17 protein-coding genes and 1 tRNA gene are annotated in these 16048 nt (G+C 40.2%); 5 read left to right on the top strand and 13 right to left on the bottom strand.

Going from position 1 to position 16048, the window contains the following annotated elements:
- Window positions 1-2: 2 nt before the first annotated feature.
- The 8 genes from gpmI to F0527_RS11910 form a co-directional block, all read right to left on the bottom strand.
- Window positions 3-1529 carry a 2,3-bisphosphoglycerate-independent phosphoglycerate mutase gene (gene gpmI / locus F0527_RS11945; RefSeq protein ID WP_150285042.1) on the bottom strand — a complete coding sequence of 509 codons (1527 nt, stop codon included), beginning with the start codon at window positions 1527-1529 and terminating at the stop codon, window positions 3-5.
- A complete protein-coding gene (gene tpiA / locus F0527_RS11940) occupies window positions 1522-2283 on the bottom strand; it encodes a triose-phosphate isomerase (RefSeq protein ID WP_150285041.1) in 762 nt (253 codons plus the stop codon). Before tpiA ends, gpmI begins: the two co-directional genes overlap by 8 nt.
- Window positions 2284-2309: 26 nt before the next feature.
- The gene (locus tag F0527_RS11935; protein ID WP_150285040.1) at window positions 2310-3494 is read right to left on the bottom strand and encodes a phosphoglycerate kinase; all 1185 of its coding nucleotides are present in this window, start codon (window positions 3492-3494) and stop codon (window positions 2310-2312) included.
- Between the two features lie 284 nt (window positions 3495-3778).
- Window positions 3779-4783, bottom strand: coding sequence for a type I glyceraldehyde-3-phosphate dehydrogenase (gene gap, locus F0527_RS11930; RefSeq protein ID WP_066789465.1), 1005 nt, complete (start codon window positions 4781-4783; stop codon window positions 3779-3781).
- A gap of 23 nt (window positions 4784-4806) precedes the next feature.
- Entirely contained in the window at window positions 4807-5859 is a 1053-nt protein-coding gene (locus F0527_RS11925) for a sugar-binding transcriptional regulator (RefSeq protein WP_066789468.1), read from the bottom strand.
- A gap of 557 nt (window positions 5860-6416) precedes the next feature.
- Entirely contained in the window at window positions 6417-6650 is a 234-nt protein-coding gene (locus F0527_RS11920) for a glutaredoxin family protein (protein WP_066789471.1), read from the bottom strand.
- A 34-nt stretch (window positions 6651-6684) separates the two neighbouring features.
- The gene (locus F0527_RS11915) at window positions 6685-7515 is read right to left on the bottom strand and encodes a TPM domain-containing protein (protein WP_223823594.1); all 831 of its coding nucleotides are present in this window, start codon (window positions 7513-7515) and stop codon (window positions 6685-6687) included.
- Window positions 7512-8090 carry a LemA family protein gene (locus F0527_RS11910; RefSeq protein WP_150285039.1) on the bottom strand — a complete coding sequence of 193 codons (579 nt, stop codon included), beginning with the start codon at window positions 8088-8090 and terminating at the stop codon, window positions 7512-7514. Before F0527_RS11910 ends, F0527_RS11915 begins: the two co-directional genes overlap by 4 nt.
- Before the next feature lie 165 nt (window positions 8091-8255).
- On the opposite strand from F0527_RS11910, the gene F0527_RS11905 reads away from it, so the two are divergent.
- The gene (locus tag F0527_RS11905; RefSeq protein ID WP_223823593.1) at window positions 8256-8864 is read left to right on the top strand and encodes a spore coat protein; all 609 of its coding nucleotides are present in this window, start codon (window positions 8256-8258) and stop codon (window positions 8862-8864) included.
- Window positions 8865-9004: 140 nt separating this feature from the next.
- On the opposite strand, the gene F0527_RS11900 is transcribed toward F0527_RS11905, so the two are convergent.
- Window positions 9005-10531, bottom strand: coding sequence for a DHA2 family efflux MFS transporter permease subunit (locus tag F0527_RS11900; RefSeq protein ID WP_150285038.1), 1527 nt, complete (start codon window positions 10529-10531; stop codon window positions 9005-9007).
- Window positions 10532-10706: 175 nt separating this feature from the next.
- On the opposite strand from F0527_RS11900, the gene F0527_RS11895 reads away from it, so the two are divergent.
- From F0527_RS11895 to F0527_RS11885, 3 genes are all read left to right on the top strand, one after another.
- Window positions 10707-11606 carry a TetR/AcrR family transcriptional regulator gene (locus F0527_RS11895; RefSeq protein WP_150285037.1) on the top strand — a complete coding sequence of 300 codons (900 nt, stop codon included), beginning with the start codon at window positions 10707-10709 and terminating at the stop codon, window positions 11604-11606.
- Between the two features lie 187 nt (window positions 11607-11793).
- Entirely contained in the window at window positions 11794-12093 is a 300-nt protein-coding gene (locus F0527_RS11890; protein ID WP_066789479.1) for a hypothetical protein, read from the top strand.
- 84 nt (window positions 12094-12177) lie between these two features.
- Window positions 12178-12633 (top strand): spore coat protein, encoded by a 456-nt coding sequence (locus F0527_RS11885; RefSeq protein ID WP_066789481.1) that lies wholly within the window; start codon window positions 12178-12180, stop codon window positions 12631-12633.
- An 82-nt stretch (window positions 12634-12715) separates the two neighbouring features.
- Here the strand turns inward: F0527_RS11885 and clpP are convergent, their stop codons facing one another.
- Window positions 12716-13306, bottom strand: a complete 591-nt coding sequence (clpP, locus tag F0527_RS11880) for an ATP-dependent Clp endopeptidase proteolytic subunit ClpP (RefSeq protein ID WP_066789483.1) — start codon at window positions 13304-13306, stop codon at window positions 12716-12718.
- 180 nt (window positions 13307-13486) lie between these two features.
- On the opposite strand from clpP, the gene F0527_RS11875 reads away from it, so the two are divergent.
- A tRNA-Arg gene (locus tag F0527_RS11875) sits at window positions 13487-13558 on the top strand.
- Window positions 13559-13787: 229 nt separating this feature from the next.
- On the opposite strand, the gene F0527_RS11870 is transcribed toward F0527_RS11875, so the two are convergent.
- From F0527_RS11870 to F0527_RS11860, 3 genes are read right to left on the bottom strand one after another with little or no spacing between them, the layout of a single operon-like run.
- Complete coding sequence (locus tag F0527_RS11870) at window positions 13788-14045, bottom strand: HPr family phosphocarrier protein (protein ID WP_066789485.1); 258 nt, start codon at window positions 14043-14045, stop codon at window positions 13788-13790.
- A gap of 31 nt (window positions 14046-14076) precedes the next feature.
- On the bottom strand, window positions 14077-15024 hold the full coding sequence (gene whiA, locus F0527_RS11865) for a DNA-binding protein WhiA (protein ID WP_066789488.1): 948 nt from the start codon (window positions 15022-15024) through the stop codon (window positions 14077-14079).
- Window positions 15025-15057: 33 nt separating this feature from the next.
- Window positions 15058-16044 (bottom strand): gluconeogenesis factor YvcK family protein, encoded by a 987-nt coding sequence (locus tag F0527_RS11860; RefSeq protein ID WP_066789490.1) that lies wholly within the window; start codon window positions 16042-16044, stop codon window positions 15058-15060.
- Between the last annotated feature and the right edge of the window lie 4 nt (window positions 16045-16048).

Raw genomic sequence — 16048 nt, 5'->3', positions numbered from 1 at the left:
TTTTAAAATAATGGTTTTCCTGTCATCTCAAGTGGTTGGTCCACTCCTAGTAATTTTAACATGGTCGGAGCCAAATCTGCCAAAATTCCGCCACTTCTTACAACAATATTTTCTTTTGTCACAATCACAGGGACTGGATTTGTTGTATGAGCTGTCATTGGCATACCTTCAAGCGTCACCACTTCATCTGAATTACCGTGATCTGCTGTGATAATCGCAGCGCCACCTTTGGCAAGAAGTGCATCCACAACTTGTCCTAAGCATTCATCCACTGCTTCAATCGCTTTGATTGTCGGCTCAAGCATACCACTATGACCGACCATATCTGGATTGGCGAAATTCAAGATGATGCCGTCAAAACGATCAGCTTCAATCGCCTCTACCAACGCGTCTGTTACCTCATAAGCGCTCATTTCAGGTTTCAAATCATATGTCGCTACTTTTGGCGAGTTGATTAAAATCCGTTCTTCCAGGCCAAATTTCTCTTCCCGGCCGCCGCTCATAAAGAATGTAACATGTGGATATTTCTCTGTTTCCGCAATACGCAATTGACGTAGGTTGTTGTTAGACAATACTTCACCAATCGTATTTTTCAAATCGATGCTATGGAATGCTACTTCAGCAAGTACTGTATCGCTATAATGCGTGAATGAAACAAATTTCAAGTTTTCAGGATGATTTTTGCTTCGTTCAAAGCCATCAAACAACGGATTTGTTAGCGCTGTTGAAAGTTCAATCGCGCGGTCTGGACGGAAGTTAAAGAAGATTACCGCGTCATTGTCTTCAATTGTTGCGACAGGTTTTCCTTCTTTTTTGATCACGAATGGCACGACGAATTCATCTGTGACATCGTTTTTATAAGAAGCTTCTACACCTGCAACAGCAGAATCTGCTACGACGCCTTCTCCATCCACTAATGCCTTGTAGACTTTTTCTTCGCGGTCCCAACGGTTATCTCGGTCCATTGCATAATAACGACCACTAATCGTTGCGAACTCGCCGACACCGATTTCAGCCATTTGGCGTTCTGTTTCCATCACGTATGTGACAGCTGTTTTTGGACCTACGTCACGGCCATCAAGGAAACCATGGACATATACTTCTTTAATCCCTTGGTCTTTGGCTAATTTCAGTAAAGCAAATAGATGTTCATAATGGCTGTGTACGCCACCATCTGATAACAGTCCCATAAGATGGAGTTTAGATTGCTTTTCTTTTGCATATCTTATCGCATCTAAAAATGCGCTGTTTTCAAAGAAGTCGCCTTCTCGGATCGACTTATCGATTCTTGTAAGACTTTGATAAACAATTCGGCCTGCACCAATATTTAAGTGGCCTACCTCAGAGTTCCCCATTTGTCCTGCTGGAAGACCAACTGCTTCACCTGAAGCTGTCAGCATATTATGCGGAAATTGATTCCAATAACGCTCAAAGTTTGGTTTTTTCGCTTGTGCCACGGCATTCCCGAATACTTCATCACGGAAGCCGAAACCATCAAGGATAATTAATGCTACTGGTCTGTTAGGCATTTGCACCCGCCTCCAATAATTGCACATAAGAATCTGGCTCTAAGCTTGCACCGCCGACTAATGCACCGTCGATATGTTCCATTGAAAGCAATTCCTTGATGTTTGCAGGTTTTACACTGCCACCGTATTGAATGCGAACTGCTTCTGCAGCTTCTTCACCAGCGATGTCTGCAACTGTTTTACGGATTCCTTCACATACTGTGTTGGCATCTTCTGAAGTAGCTGTTTTACCTGTGCCGATTGCCCAGATTGGTTCATACGCAATCACAGTTTTAGCGACTTGATTTTTTGTAAGACCTTTTAATGCGGCTCCTACTTGTGAGGACACTTTCACCATCGTATGACTTTTTTCGCGGTCATCCAATGTTTCGCCAACGCAAATGATTGGTGTCATGCCATGTTCAAATGCAGCATGCACTTTTTTATTGACGCTTTCATCTGTTTCATTATTGTATTCACGGCGCTCTGAGTGCCCTAAAATCACATAGTTTACTTTCAAATCTTCTAATTGGGCTGGACTAATTTCGCCTGTAAATGCACCTTCATTTTCAAAATGCATCGTTTGAGCACCAATCTCAAGTGCTGAACCCTCTGCCTCTTTTACAAGTGATGGCAAGAATAATGCTGGTGCGCAGATTACTGCGTCTACCTTTGTACTCTCAGGAATGGATGTTTTTACTTCTTGTACGAACTCCACAGCTTGCGATAAAGTTTTATACATCTTCCAGTTACCTGCAATAATTGGTTTTCTCACACTAATCGTCCTCCAATTTGTTTTTACTATTTATCGTTTAGCGCTACAACGCCTGGCAATTCCTTGCCTTCCATAAATTCTAATGATGCACCGCCACCTGTTGAGATATGGTCCATCTGATCTGCTACATGGAATTTTTCGACAGCTGCAGCAGAATCACCGCCGCCGATAATTGTATAGCCGTTTGTCTCTGCCATAGCTTTTGCTACGCCTTTTGTGCCGTTTGCAAATTTGTCCATTTCAAAGACACCCATTGGCCCATTCCACATAATCAGCTTCGAATTTTTGATTACGTCTGCATATTCTTCAACTGTTTTCGGTCCAATATCTAGTCCCATCCAATCGCTTGGGATTTGATCAATGTCGACAACCTTTGTTTCTGCATCCTTCGAAAATTCGTTTGCTACCACAGCATCTACAGGCATATGTAATTTCACACCTTTTTCAGCTGCTTTTTCAATAAATGATTTAGCTAACTCAATCTTATCTTCCTCTAACAATGAAGTGCCGATTTCATAGCCCTGTGCTTTGATGAATGTGTATGAAAGACCACCGCCAATAATTAAATGATTTACTTTTTCAAGAAGATTTTCAATTACGCCGATTTTATCTTTAACTTTCGCACCACCGATGATTGCTGTGAAAGGACGTTCAGGATTAGATAAAGCTTTGCCTAATACATCTAGTTCTTTCTCCATTAATAATCCGCTTACGGCTGGCAAGTATTTCGCAATACCTTCAGTAGATGCGTGTGCGCGGTGAGCAGCGCCGAATGCGTCATTCACATAAACATCCGCTAACTTCGCAAAGCTTTCTGCAAGTGCTGGATCATTCTTTTCTTCGCCTTTATGGAAGCGAACATTCTCAAGTAAGATAACGTCGCCATCTTGCATAGCTTCTACTGCTTTCTCAACAGTTTCGCCAATAGACTCGTCTAATTTTTGAACGTTTTTGCCTAGTAATTCAGAAAGACGTTCGCCTACAGCTGTTAGACGGAATTCGTCTTTTACTTCGCCTTTTGGGCGACCCAAATGGCTTGCTAAAATAACTTTTGCACCTTTTTCTACTAAAGCTTGAATCGTTGGTAATGCTGCTTTAATACGTGTTTCATCTGTGATTTTACCGTCTTCCATTGGTACGTTGAAATCAACTCGGACAAATACGCGTTTCCCTTGTACTTCTACATCAGTCATTGTCTTTTTTTGATTCATTTTGCCAATCCTCCAATTATCAAATGATTGAATAAAGCGCTTACTACATTCGCAAAAAAAGGAGAAGTCAGATAATACGCTTCTCCTTTTTTGCCATAATCCATTATAAGTGAAACTTGACACAAAGGGGATATTTTTTATCTCCTTGTCTTTCGTTTCGATAATTTGCACATATACGGGCAGTTGTCTCCCACTAGTTTTTCTTGTTTATCTATAAGTTTGTAGTGGTTATGCTGCCCGTTCATGCAGGATTACGCACAGTGTCATTTGACGATTAGTTTGACTTAGAAGCCTTGTTTAGCCATGTATTCCGCTAAGTCCACTACGCGTGTAGAATAACCAGATTCATTATCATACCAAGCAAGTACTTTTACTAGGTTGCCTTCAAGCACCATTGTAGATAGGCTATCTACTGTAGATGAAGAAGTATTGCCGTTGTAATCGATTGATACAAGTGGTAATTCAGAGTAAGCCATTACGCCTTTTAGTTCATTTTCTGATGCATTTTTCAATGCGCTGTTGATTGATTCAGGTGTAGCATCTTTTTCTAATTCAACTACCAAGTCAACTAGAGATACATTAGGTGTTGGGACGCGAATCGCCATACCATCTAATTTGCCTTTTAATTGTGGCAATACTTTTGCTACCGCAACAGCTGCACCAGTTGTTGTTGGAATCATAGATTGCGCTGCTGCACGTGCACGGCGGTAATCTTTATGCGGTAAATCCAAGATACGTTGGTCATTTGTATAAGAGTGGACAGTTGTCATCATGCCACGTTTGATACCAAATTGTTCATCCAACACTTTTGCCACTGGAGATAGGCAGTTTGTTGTACATGAAGCGTTTGATACAACTACATCTTCTTTTGCATTGTATTGATCATTGTTTACGCCCATTACGTATGTCGGCATGTCTTTACCAGGTGCAGAAACGATGACTCTTTTAGCGCCTGCTTCCACATGTTTATGAGCTGAATCATAATCAGTGAAACGACCTGTAGATTCTACAACGATATCTACATTCAAATCACCCCATGGAAGTTTTGCAGGATCTGTTTCAGCGTAAACGCGAACTTTTTTGCCATTTACAACTAGATCATCGCCTTCAGCAGAAACTTCTGCATCTAAAATACCGTGTACAGAATCATATTTTAGAAGGTGTGCAAGCATAGCTGAATCTGTTAAGTCATTTACTGCTACGATTTCGATATCTTGTCGTTTAAACGCTTCGCGGAATACCAATCGGCCAATACGTCCAAAACCATTAATCGCTAATTTTAAAGTCATTTTTATTTCCTCCAGTTAAATTGTTATTTTAGTAAGTGAAGCATTTCCTTCGCTGCGGCAGAATCTGTGACGAGAATCGTCTGATTTGCTCCCTGTTTAAAGTATGAAAGAATCGCTGCTGCTTTATTCTTCCCACCTGCTACCGCAATAATACTTTTACACCTATTTACTTGTTCGCGTTGGATCCCTACAGTTTGAATCCTTTGTACAGCTTTACCCGATTCGTCGAAGTAATAACCAAAAGCTTCACTGACAGCGCCATGCTCGAGAAGGTTACTTTTCTCTGTTTCTGTGGAATTTCGCCTTGACGCCATTTCGATCGCCGACCCGATGCCGTGAATAACAACATCTGTCCGATCATATAAATCAATCATCTCTTTGACCATTGGTTCTTCAATGATTGCTTTATAAGCTGTCTCGCTTAAATGCTCTGGTAAATACAACGTACGATAGGCATTACCTGAGTTTTGGGCAAATGTCGCTGCAATCGTGTTGGCTTGGAGTCTCATATCATCGACGCCCATGCCGCCTCTTGCTGCGATAAAAGTCAAATTGTTCGGCTGGTCAGACGGGGTTACACTGTCTGCGATTGCAGCTAATGTACTTCCACCTGTCACAGCGATGATTTCCTTCTCTTTCGCAACCTTGCTCAGCACTTTGGCCGCTTCTAATCCAAGAAGGATTTTAATAGAAGGTGTTTCATTTATATCACCATCTACTATAAGCACTCTTTGTATGCCTAATTTTTGAGTCAGTTGTTTTTCCATTACAGAAATACCTGACCATTCGTAGACAAGAGGCTTTAAAATCTCTAATACTTCTTTACCCGATTCGGATATTCTCATGCCGGAATGGCTTGCAATAATCAAGCCTTGTTCTCGCAGCAAATCCGTTTCTTTGCGGGCTTCTCTTTCTCCAATAGAAAGATTCTCTGCAAGACCTCTTCGGCCTACAGGACCCAACATATCAATCATTTGTAAAAAACGATAACGCGTATGAAGAAGTTCAGACATTTCCGGCATTATTTTTAATTGAGCTTCAGATACTGTAATAATGTCCTTTCTCTCTCCTCTCATACTAACGGGACAAATTTTGTCCCAGCAATTTAAAAAATGTCCCACTTACTATAAAAAAATTTACTTCCTGAAATAAGTATACATTTTGTGAACGTTACTTGCAAATTTTTGAACTATATAAAGATTTTTCACCAGAAGATGCATTTACAAGAGAGGTGATACTGTTGATTTCCATTCCAGGCGCCGCTTTCCGGGGGGCGGGCGGTAAGCCTCCTCGCTTCGCTGCGGGGTCTCACCTGTCCCGCTATTCCCCCAGGAGTCGTCGCCTTTCACACCAATCAACTCAATTTAAGATTTTTTACTGAATGAAATTTTATGCTTTTTAAGTATTGTATTTTGCTCAGTGTAATCTAAAAAGCGGTTAGCTATCTTCAAAAATCCCCTCTTCTATTTAGTAAACCCTGAAGTGGGAATAGCTGCCCTTTACGCGGGCGAGCGACAAGCCTCCTCAATAAGCTACGGAGTCTCGTCTGTCTCGCTTTCCCGCAGGAGTATTCGCTATTCCCACTTCAACTGTGTTCTATGACTTATTCTATTGTAAATTCATTTCGCTACGCTTACTCCTGTATGCCTTCAAGCAATGTCACATAATCAAGCTGGCCATACTGAATGATTTCATTGTTTTTCATGACGACAGGGATCATTAGCATATATTTCTCATGAATTTCTTCATCTTCTTCAATATTAATTTCATTGAGTTGGAAGGGAAAATCTTCACATACTAGCTTTAACAGCAATTTCCCTTCTTCACAAAGACCGCAATTGGGCCTGCTGTAATACGTGATTTCCATAGTTATCCTCACTACATTCATTATTTAGACTGTGTTACCATTTGCGGCCTGCACCGCCGCCTGCGGATGAGCCTCCGCCAAATCCGCCGAAGCCTCCACTGCTACCTCCACCGGATGAGCCATTTCCAAAGCCGCCGAAGTTTCCAAAGCCTCCAGGGAAGCTACTGTCATCAAAGCGTCCTCTTCCACCAGGTCCACCTGGGCCGCCTCCTCCGTTTCCTTTGGAGAAGAAAGAGAAAATGATGAGGCCGACAATAACTAAAATAATAATCGTTGTCGTCGAAAGACCGCCTTCCTCTTCTTCCGGTTTTTGAGGGTTATCTAACTGCCCGTTCCAATCATATTCTTTGGCTATTTCGTTATATACTTTGATGAAGACGGAACGAAATGCTTCATCGTAATTATCCTGGGCTAAATAAGGATACATGTAGTCATCAAGTATTCGACCAATTTTTCCGTCTGGTAATGCGCCTTCAAGGCCTTGGCCGACTGAAATGTATGCATCCCGTTCTCCCTTTTTTTGTGCAAAGCTTGCAAATATTAATACGCCATTGTTTTTCTGCTTACTGCCGATTCCCCATTTGCGGATTACCTTGGTGCCATACTCTGGCGCCTCGTAGCCATTCAAGGTATCTGTTGTAAGAATGACAATCGAGGCACCTGTTGCTTTATTTAGTTTTTCTGCTAATGCATTTAATTCTTGCTGTGTGTCATCGGACAATTTATGCTCGAAATCCTGCACATATGGTGTGTCATCATAATAGTCCATTTCAGGCAGCTGTCCCTTAGCCTGAGTGGTTGCTGAAAAACTTAGTAAGGCGATTAGCGCACAGACTGCCCCTAAAAGGAATCTGCGCTTTTTCATTGATTATCGTCTCCAAAATCAACAGTTGGTGCATTTTGTGCATTGGCACTTGCTTTAAAGTATTCCCGTTTATCGAAATTAAACATGCCTGCGACTAGACTTCCTGGGAACTTGCGTACAAGTCCATTATATTCTTTGACGCCTTCATTATAATCTTCACGTGCAACAGCTAATCGATTTTCTGTGCCTGCAAGTTCATCCATTAACTGGCGATAGTTTTTATCCGCTTTTAGGTCTGGATACTTTTCACTGATAACAAGCAATCGATTTAAATTGCCGGTTAATTCATCATTGGCATTCGCTTGGTCTTGCGGTGTTTTGGCTGATGCCAATCTTGCGCGAGAATCAGCGATGCTTTTCATAATGCTTTCTTCATGTTTCGCATATCCTTTTACTGTATTCACTAAGTTTGGAATCAAATCTATCCTTCTTTGCAATTGGTTCTCCACTTGTGCATATTTGGAATCCACTTGCTCATCCATCGAGACAAGCTTGTTATATCGTGGCACTAGCATCGCAGCGATGAGTGCAATTACTGCAATAATGATAATAATGGGTGCTAAAAGTTTCTTCAATTCATTCCCTCCTGTCTTCTTACTATATTATTTCTCCTTAATAAAAATTATAAAACATTCTTCTGGTTAGGTGTACCGAAATGACTGCCATTTTGAATGTATGGAAGCATTGAAGCAGTCCATACTATTTCTGCGTGAGAGCGCGAAAAAAAAGGAGGTACTACTTTGACAAACCAACAAAACCAATCAAACGAACTGTATCATGTAGATTCAGCAAAGTACAACCATGGCGCACATGAAGTAATGGACATGCATGAAACATTATCAACGGTGATTGCCGGTTTAGACCAATGCGTATTGTTACGTGACCAAATCCAAGATCCTGAACTACGCAATATGATGGACCGTCAATATCAATTCTGTGTAGATGAATACAACATCTTGGTGGAATGCTTCAAAACAGGACGTGATCCATCACATCCAACAGGCCATTATCAAATGACTGAAGACAATAAATTTACTTATGGCATTAAACCAGGCCAACCGAAAAAGCCAATTACACAAGCTAGCGAACTCAATGACGAGATGATTTCAGGCTATTTATTGAGCTCACATAAAGCTACTGCAACAGCTAAATTAGCTGCCTCTCTCGAAACAACAAACCCTGTTGTACGCCGCGTGTTAGCAGATTCAATCCCTAATTGCATTGAAATGGCGTATGAAGTCTCCATTTACCAAAACCGCAAAGGCTACTACCAAGTACCTCAATTATCATCACAAGATACGGTGACAATTACAAATTGCTACGACACTACAAGCAGTCAATTGCAATAAGGTGAAACTTCACGCGAGATAGGGATTTTCTTCAATCATCCGTCTTTAGTGAGTTGAACAAATGTTCCTCCCATTATGCGGGATAAAAACAGCATACAAAAAGCGCTTTTGGTATTATGACCAAAAGCGCTTTTTATTACTTATTTTTGTTCCATTTCAGGTTTATTTATTTTATCTACACGTACACGTTTTAGGAATATTGACAACACAAGAGCTACAGCCGAAATAATGGTTGCAACCATAAATGTGTAGTTAATACCATCTAACAAAGCTGTTTGTGTAATTTGAGCTTTTAACTTAGCTAATTGTTCAGCTGTTGGTGAAGAAGGTGTAATTCCTGCTTCAGCCGCTTTTTTAGCAGCTTTCACAGCTTTAGCTTTCGCTTCAGCTGCTAGTTCTGTTGCACTTGATTTGATGTGGTTATTCATAACAGTTACTAAAATCGCTGTACCGATTGCACCAGAAACTTGTTGAACAGTATTGTTGATCGCTGTACCATGTGGGTTTTTCAACATTGGCAAGCTGTTCAAACCGTTTGTCATAATCGGCATCATTACCATAGACATACCGAACATGCGGACAGTATAAACAGTAATGATATATGTGTAAGATGAATCTACTTCTAATTTAGTTAAGAAATACGTAGCCACAGTTGTAATCGTTAAACCAATGAAAGCTAATATACGCGGACCAAATTTATCAAATAGCTTACCAGTGATTGGAGACATGAATGCCATCACAATCGCACCTGGAAGCATCATTAGCCCAGCGTGGAATGGCGAGATACCACGAACTTGTTGTACATAAGCAGGTGTTAAAATCATACCAGAGAACATCGCTACAGATACTACTGCTGAGATGATTGATGCTAATGCAAACATTGGATATTTGTAAATACGAAGATCTAAAAGCGGCTCTTCCATGCGAAGTTGCTTAAAGATAAAGATAATAAGCGCAATCGCCCCGATTGTAATCGTACCGTAAACAAGTGGATCGCCCCACCCTTTATCACCAGCAGAACTAAAGCCGTATAAAAGGCCACCAAATCCGATTGTTGAGAATACTAGAGATAGATAATCTAGTGATACTTTTCTTGTATCCATTACGTTTTTCAATTTCCAGATACCAAACAAAAGGCTTAGCACTGCAAATGGAATGATCATTTCAAAAAGCATGCGCCATGAATGATGTTCGACAATATAACCAGATAATGTCGGGCCAATTGCTGGCGCTGCGATCATTACTAAACCGAAGATCCCCATAGCAGAACCACGTTTTTCAGCTGGGAAGCTGACAAGCATTACATTCATAAGAAGTGGTGACATTGCAGCAGAACCTGCAGCCTGTACCATACGACCTGCGATTAAAACACTAAAATTTGGCGCTGCAGCGGCGATAATTGTACCAATCGTAAAGATAGACATCGCTGCAATAAACAAATGACGGTTCTTAAAGCGAACGACAAAAAATGCGGATGCCGGTATTAACACACCGCTCACAAGCATATATCCTGTTGACAACCATTGAACTTGCGAGTAAGTAACATCGAAGTCTGTCATAATGGTCGGCAAGGCAACGTTCATTAAAGTATTATTTAAAAAAGAAACAAAAGCACCCACGAATAGAATGGCTATCATTCCATAAGGTGGTTTTTGCTGATTACTCATATTTTCCCCTCACTCTTCTTTATATCTCATTTTTATTGGATGTTTATTATTTTATACCGCTAGTTCACTTTTTTCAACTAAAAATTATTAACCTCTCAAAAACATTGATATGAAAGCGTTTTTGGTATAGACTACTGGTATAATTTAAAATCATTTATGACGAAAAGGTGACTAAATGAATACGCGAAAAAGAAAAGTTCTTGATGTGGCGAGGCAGCTTTTTATTGAAAAAGGCTTCAAAGAAACTTCTATAATGGACATTATCCAGGGAGCCCAGATTTCTAAAGGAACCTTCTATAACTATTTCCCTTCAAAAAACGATTGCCTCATCGCCATCTTGCGTGAAAGCCGAGAGGAAACGAGTATCCGACGCCATGAATTAATCTTCGGACAGGATATAAAGGATATTGATATACTGACTAAACAAATAGCCGTCTTGATGCAAATTAATCGTGAGCAAAATTTAATGCGAATTTTTGAATCTGTTTCGAATTCACAGGATGAATCATTACGAATGGCCCTAATGAGCCACCATCTTCAAGAACTTGAATGGCTAGCCAAAAGGCTTGTCGAAGTATATGGTGATGAAATAAGCATTATGAGCTATGAATGTGCCATCCAAGTATTTGCGATGATTCAGCATACTCTCCGTATTTTAATTTTTGCAGAAGACCGCTATGTAGAACCAGAAGCTATCATCAAAATGTCCCTTCGCAATATCGATGCTATTATCCCCCGTATGCTTGAAACGAAAGAAGTCATTATCGGTATTGAGACTATACATTTTATAAAGAATAATGTAGAACACCATATCATGAGTCAGGAGATGGTGACACAACAGTTAGACGGTTTCATTAAGGGATTAGGACCATGTGATTCCAAAAAGGGTCTGGAGTATGCAAGCTATTTGTTAAGTGAATTAAGCGAATCGAATCCCAAATACTTTATTATCGAAGCACTTTTAACACCGTTTCGTAAAGCTTTCGCCAAAACAACTCATGCAGCGGAAGCAAGGGAAATCGCCAACTATATTTGGCGGCTTGTCCGAATTGAACAGAACGACGAACAATTTTGAAACCAAGCAGTTCATTCATTTACCATTGGATGGACTGCTTGGTTTTAGTATTGTCTAATTTTGCATGAGGTACACGTTTTTTTAATTCCAAACAGTTATTTTCAAACGAATAACCGAAATTCTGGTACATCTGCCCTGACATTCTTCTCTCTTATGAATATGCAATATAAGAGGGGAGGTGGAATAGTTGTTTAAGAACAATCGCGAGGAGTTATACAGCCTTTCAAATCAATTTATTGAAATATTCATAGCGGATATTTTTTCAAAAAACAAAGTCAATATGGATGAAATTAGATCAAAGGTATCAGATGATCAACGTGAAAAGCTTAAAAAAACCGTAGATCAACTAAAAGTGCAGGTGGAGGAGTTCATCAACTCAAACAATACCAAAAGTATTACTGAAAAAGAACCTAAAGAACAGCCTTCAAGCCCACTAAGAGAAAAGCTGAAGCAGGCAAAAGCAGAAAATGAGGATACAGAAAAATAAAATTTTATCCCTCACCCGTGTTCTTTGTCTATACAAAAACTAAGGTGAAAGCATCTACTATAAAAGATGAAAGGAGGGGTGAAAATGAGTGAATATGAGAATTCTAATAAGTGGTCTGCAATGGACTCAAGCATGGACCACCCATGTGACCCATGCCACAATAATAATGAGGACATAAATAACAATGCTACTGAAGTTGCGGATATTGACCAATCTTCAAATGAGATTATTATTATTCGTGACTCATGTGATATTACCGTTGAAACAACTGATACTCAGGTAGCTGTTTCGCTTCAGGCAGCTTTACAAGTTGCCATTGCTATCGTAGTTAATATTACAATCGCAGATAGTTCGCGTGCAGAAACGGTGACACAAGAGCTATTACAAAGAGCACAAATTCGTCAAGCAAATCGCCAAAAACTTGTCATCGTTAACTCCCGCTCTGTAAATGTAACAACAACAGATACAGACGTTGCAATTTCCCTACAATTACTACTTCAAATTCTAGTAGCTCTCGTTGCCCAATTAGATATTCTTTAAATAATAGCAGTTCCGTACTTCCTATATAAAATAAAAAGGCTGCAACCAGAGTTAGACTATGGTTGCAGCCTTTTTTAATTCATTATTTTAGCTCGTTGCGTTCCATAATATGGTCGATCAAGCCGTAATCTTTTGCTTGTTCAGCGCTCATGTAGTTATCACGATCTGTATCGCGCGCAATAACTTCAATTGGTTGGCCAGTGCGTTCAGATAAGATTGCATTTAATTTTTCGCGTGTTTTAAGAATATGTTTCGCAGCAATTTCAATTTCAGTTGCTTGCCCTTGTGCTCCACCTAAAGGTTGGTGAATCATCACTTCACAGTTTGGCAATGCATAGCGTTTGCCTTTAGCGCCTGCTGTTAGCAAGAATGAGCCCATAGATGCGCACATACCCATACCAACTGTTTGGACATCTGGTTTGATGAATTGCATTGTGTCATAGATAGCCATGCCTGCAGTAACGCTTCCGCCTGGAGAGTTGATATAAAGGAAGATATCTTTCTCAGGGTCTTCAGCTTCTAAGAATAGCAATTGTGAAACGATTGAGTTTGACACATTGTCGTCGATTGCACTGCCTAGCATGATGATACGGTCTTTTAATAAACGTGAATAAATATCGTAGGCACGTTCACCGCGGTTTGTTTGTTCAATAACTGTAGGTATTAAGTTCATAAGAAATAGCCTCCTCAATTAAAAAATAGATTACATAATGACATTTGCTGAGCTTCTTCTTCAGCTGTACCATTATATTACACATTATGGTCAACAAAGGTCAAATGTTACGATTGTTTTTTTCCTCTATTGATATTTCTTTGTTTTATCTGTATAATAAAACAGTCGTTAAGTATATATGCCCTCGTAGTTTAACGGATAAAACATAAGATTCCGGTTCTTAGGCTGGGGGTTCGATTCCCTCCGAGGGCGTTATTGAAATCCTCTTAAGCGTTGCTGCCAACTTTGGCGTGCAGCGTTTTTTATTTCTCCACTTATGATTGTTGTTCCTTAAAAGGAAGAAACAAAAACAACGCACAAACCCAGAAATGAGGATCTGTGCAATAAGGGAGAACTATACTATTTATACCCAATTCGGTATAAAAAAAATCACCTCTATTCATTTTTTGCGAATAGAGGCTTTTTTCAATAGTTGATTGTGTTACTCTTCAACTTCAATAAGTTGGACTAGATTAGAAAGAGCTTGATCCTCATCATCTCCGCTTGCGCTTAAAATAACAGGTGTTCCGTGTGCTAGCGCCAAACTCATAATGCCCATTATACTTTTGGCATTTACTTTCTTATCGTCTTTTTGCAAGAAAATATCAGCTGCATGGCGGTTTGCTTCTTGAACAAATAAAGCGGCTTGCCTTGCTTGCAAACCTGATTTCAAATTTACTTTTGCCTGTTGTTCTACCATTCAATCATCCAATCCTTCCAGTAAGCTTATTTTAAACTTTCGCTGTCTCGCCGCCTCTAAGTGAGTCTGCAATCGCATCAATCTTACGCAAACGATGGTTGACACCTGATTTGCTGACTGTGCCTGTCGAGACCATTTCCCCTAGCTCTTTTAGTGTTACATCTTGATACTCTACTCGCAGCCTAGCAATCTCCTGAAGTTTTTCAGGCAATTGATCGATCCCGATTGCTTGATCAATAAAGCGTATGTTTTCTACTTGTCTAATAGCAGCACCGATTGTTTTATTTAAATTGGCTGTTTCACAATTCACTAGACGATTCACGCTATTACGCATATCTCTAACAATCCGAACATCCTCAAATTTCAACATCGCTTGATGGGCACCTACTAGACTTAAAAAATCAGAAATCTTCTCTGCTTCTTTCAAATATGTGACAAAGCCCTTTTTCCGTTCGATTGTCTTGGCATTCAGTTCGAAGACATTCATCAGTTCCATCAATGCATCACCGTGTTCTTTATATAGAGAATAGATCTCTAAATGATAAGATGATGTCTCTGGATTATTAACAGAGCCTCCCGCTAAAAATGCGCCGCGCAAATAAGCTCTTTTTTCATCAGGTGTAGGAATGATTTTTTCTTCAATATCATGATGAAACAGAAAATTTCCTGTTACAATCTGCAGCTCTTCTAGCAATTCCTTTGCACCTTCGCGCACGCGGCAAATGTAGACATTATTCTTTTTCAGCCTCATTTTTTTCCGCACTAAAAGCTCTATTCGATAGTTGTAAAATTTCTTGATGATTGTATACATTCTACGAGCGATAGCAGCATTTTCTGTTTGGACATCTAGGCTCAGTTGTCGATTGGCAAACGATAATGAACCGTTCATTCGAATGAGGGCAGAGAGCTCTGCTTTTAAACTGCTATCCTTTGCTTCCACTTGTGTAAGCTCTTTTTTCGTCTCAGAAGCAAATGACATAGCAATCCCCCCTTCCTTGTTATATTTTAGACGCTAATTCGCCGAAGATTGCTTTTTTTGTTGATAATTTGTTGCATATTCTACAATCCATGCCGCTACATTATTGGCATCATGCCGCACTACGCCATCATGAATGGATGCTATATCCTTTTTAATGACCTCTAGCCCCATTCCTTCAAGTCTTGGCACATCAAACCTGACAGGCTCCGCTAATTCTTTGCTGTATGCTTCTCGAATTGACAGTGGAAGCTCTTCTTTATTAATCAAGATGGTATGAAGAAAGTTCGCACCCACATGATCGATTAACGCTTGGACATGATCTCCGGCAGAATAATGAGAGGTTTCACCTGCTTGCGTCATAAGATTGCATATATAAATTTTATGGCCTTTTGCATTCAATACTGCTTCACGAATACCATTTACCAATAAATTAGGCAAGATGCTTGTATAAAGGCTACCAGGACCAATAATAATGATATCAGCACTCTCAATAGCGCTCACTGCCTCTTGCACCGGTAACACATCCGCCGGCGATAAAAATACACGCTGAATTCTTTGATTATACGAAGGGATTTTAGATTCCCCTTTTACAATCGTTCCATTTTCAAGCTCAGCCATAAGCGTGATTCTCTGATTGGCTGCAGGCAACACTTTGCCATGTACATTTAATACTCGGCTCATTTCGGCGATTGCATGCGAAAAATCACCCGTTATAGCGGTTAAGGCTGTGAGCATCAGATTCCCTAAAGAATGGCCCCCTAGCTCTTCTTTTCCTTGAAAGCGATATTGGAACATTTCTTCTACCAGCGGTTCAACCTCTGATAGCGCAGCGATTACTTGGCGAATGTCGCCGGGCGGTGGGATTTGAAAATCATCGCGGATTCTCCCTGAGCTACCGCCATCGTCTGCTACAGTTACGATTGCTGTTAAATCGATAGGACATTTTTTTAAGCCTCTAAGCAATGTAGATAATCCAGTGCCACCGCCGATAATAGCAACACGCGTAAGTGCTTTTTGCATAGCA

The organism is Rummeliibacillus sp. TYF-LIM-RU47 (genome assembly GCF_008638315.1).
Lineage (GTDB): Bacteria > Bacillota > Bacilli > Bacillales_A > Planococcaceae > Rummeliibacillus > Rummeliibacillus stabekisii.
This window is presented reverse-complemented; position numbering and strand designations above follow the sequence as displayed.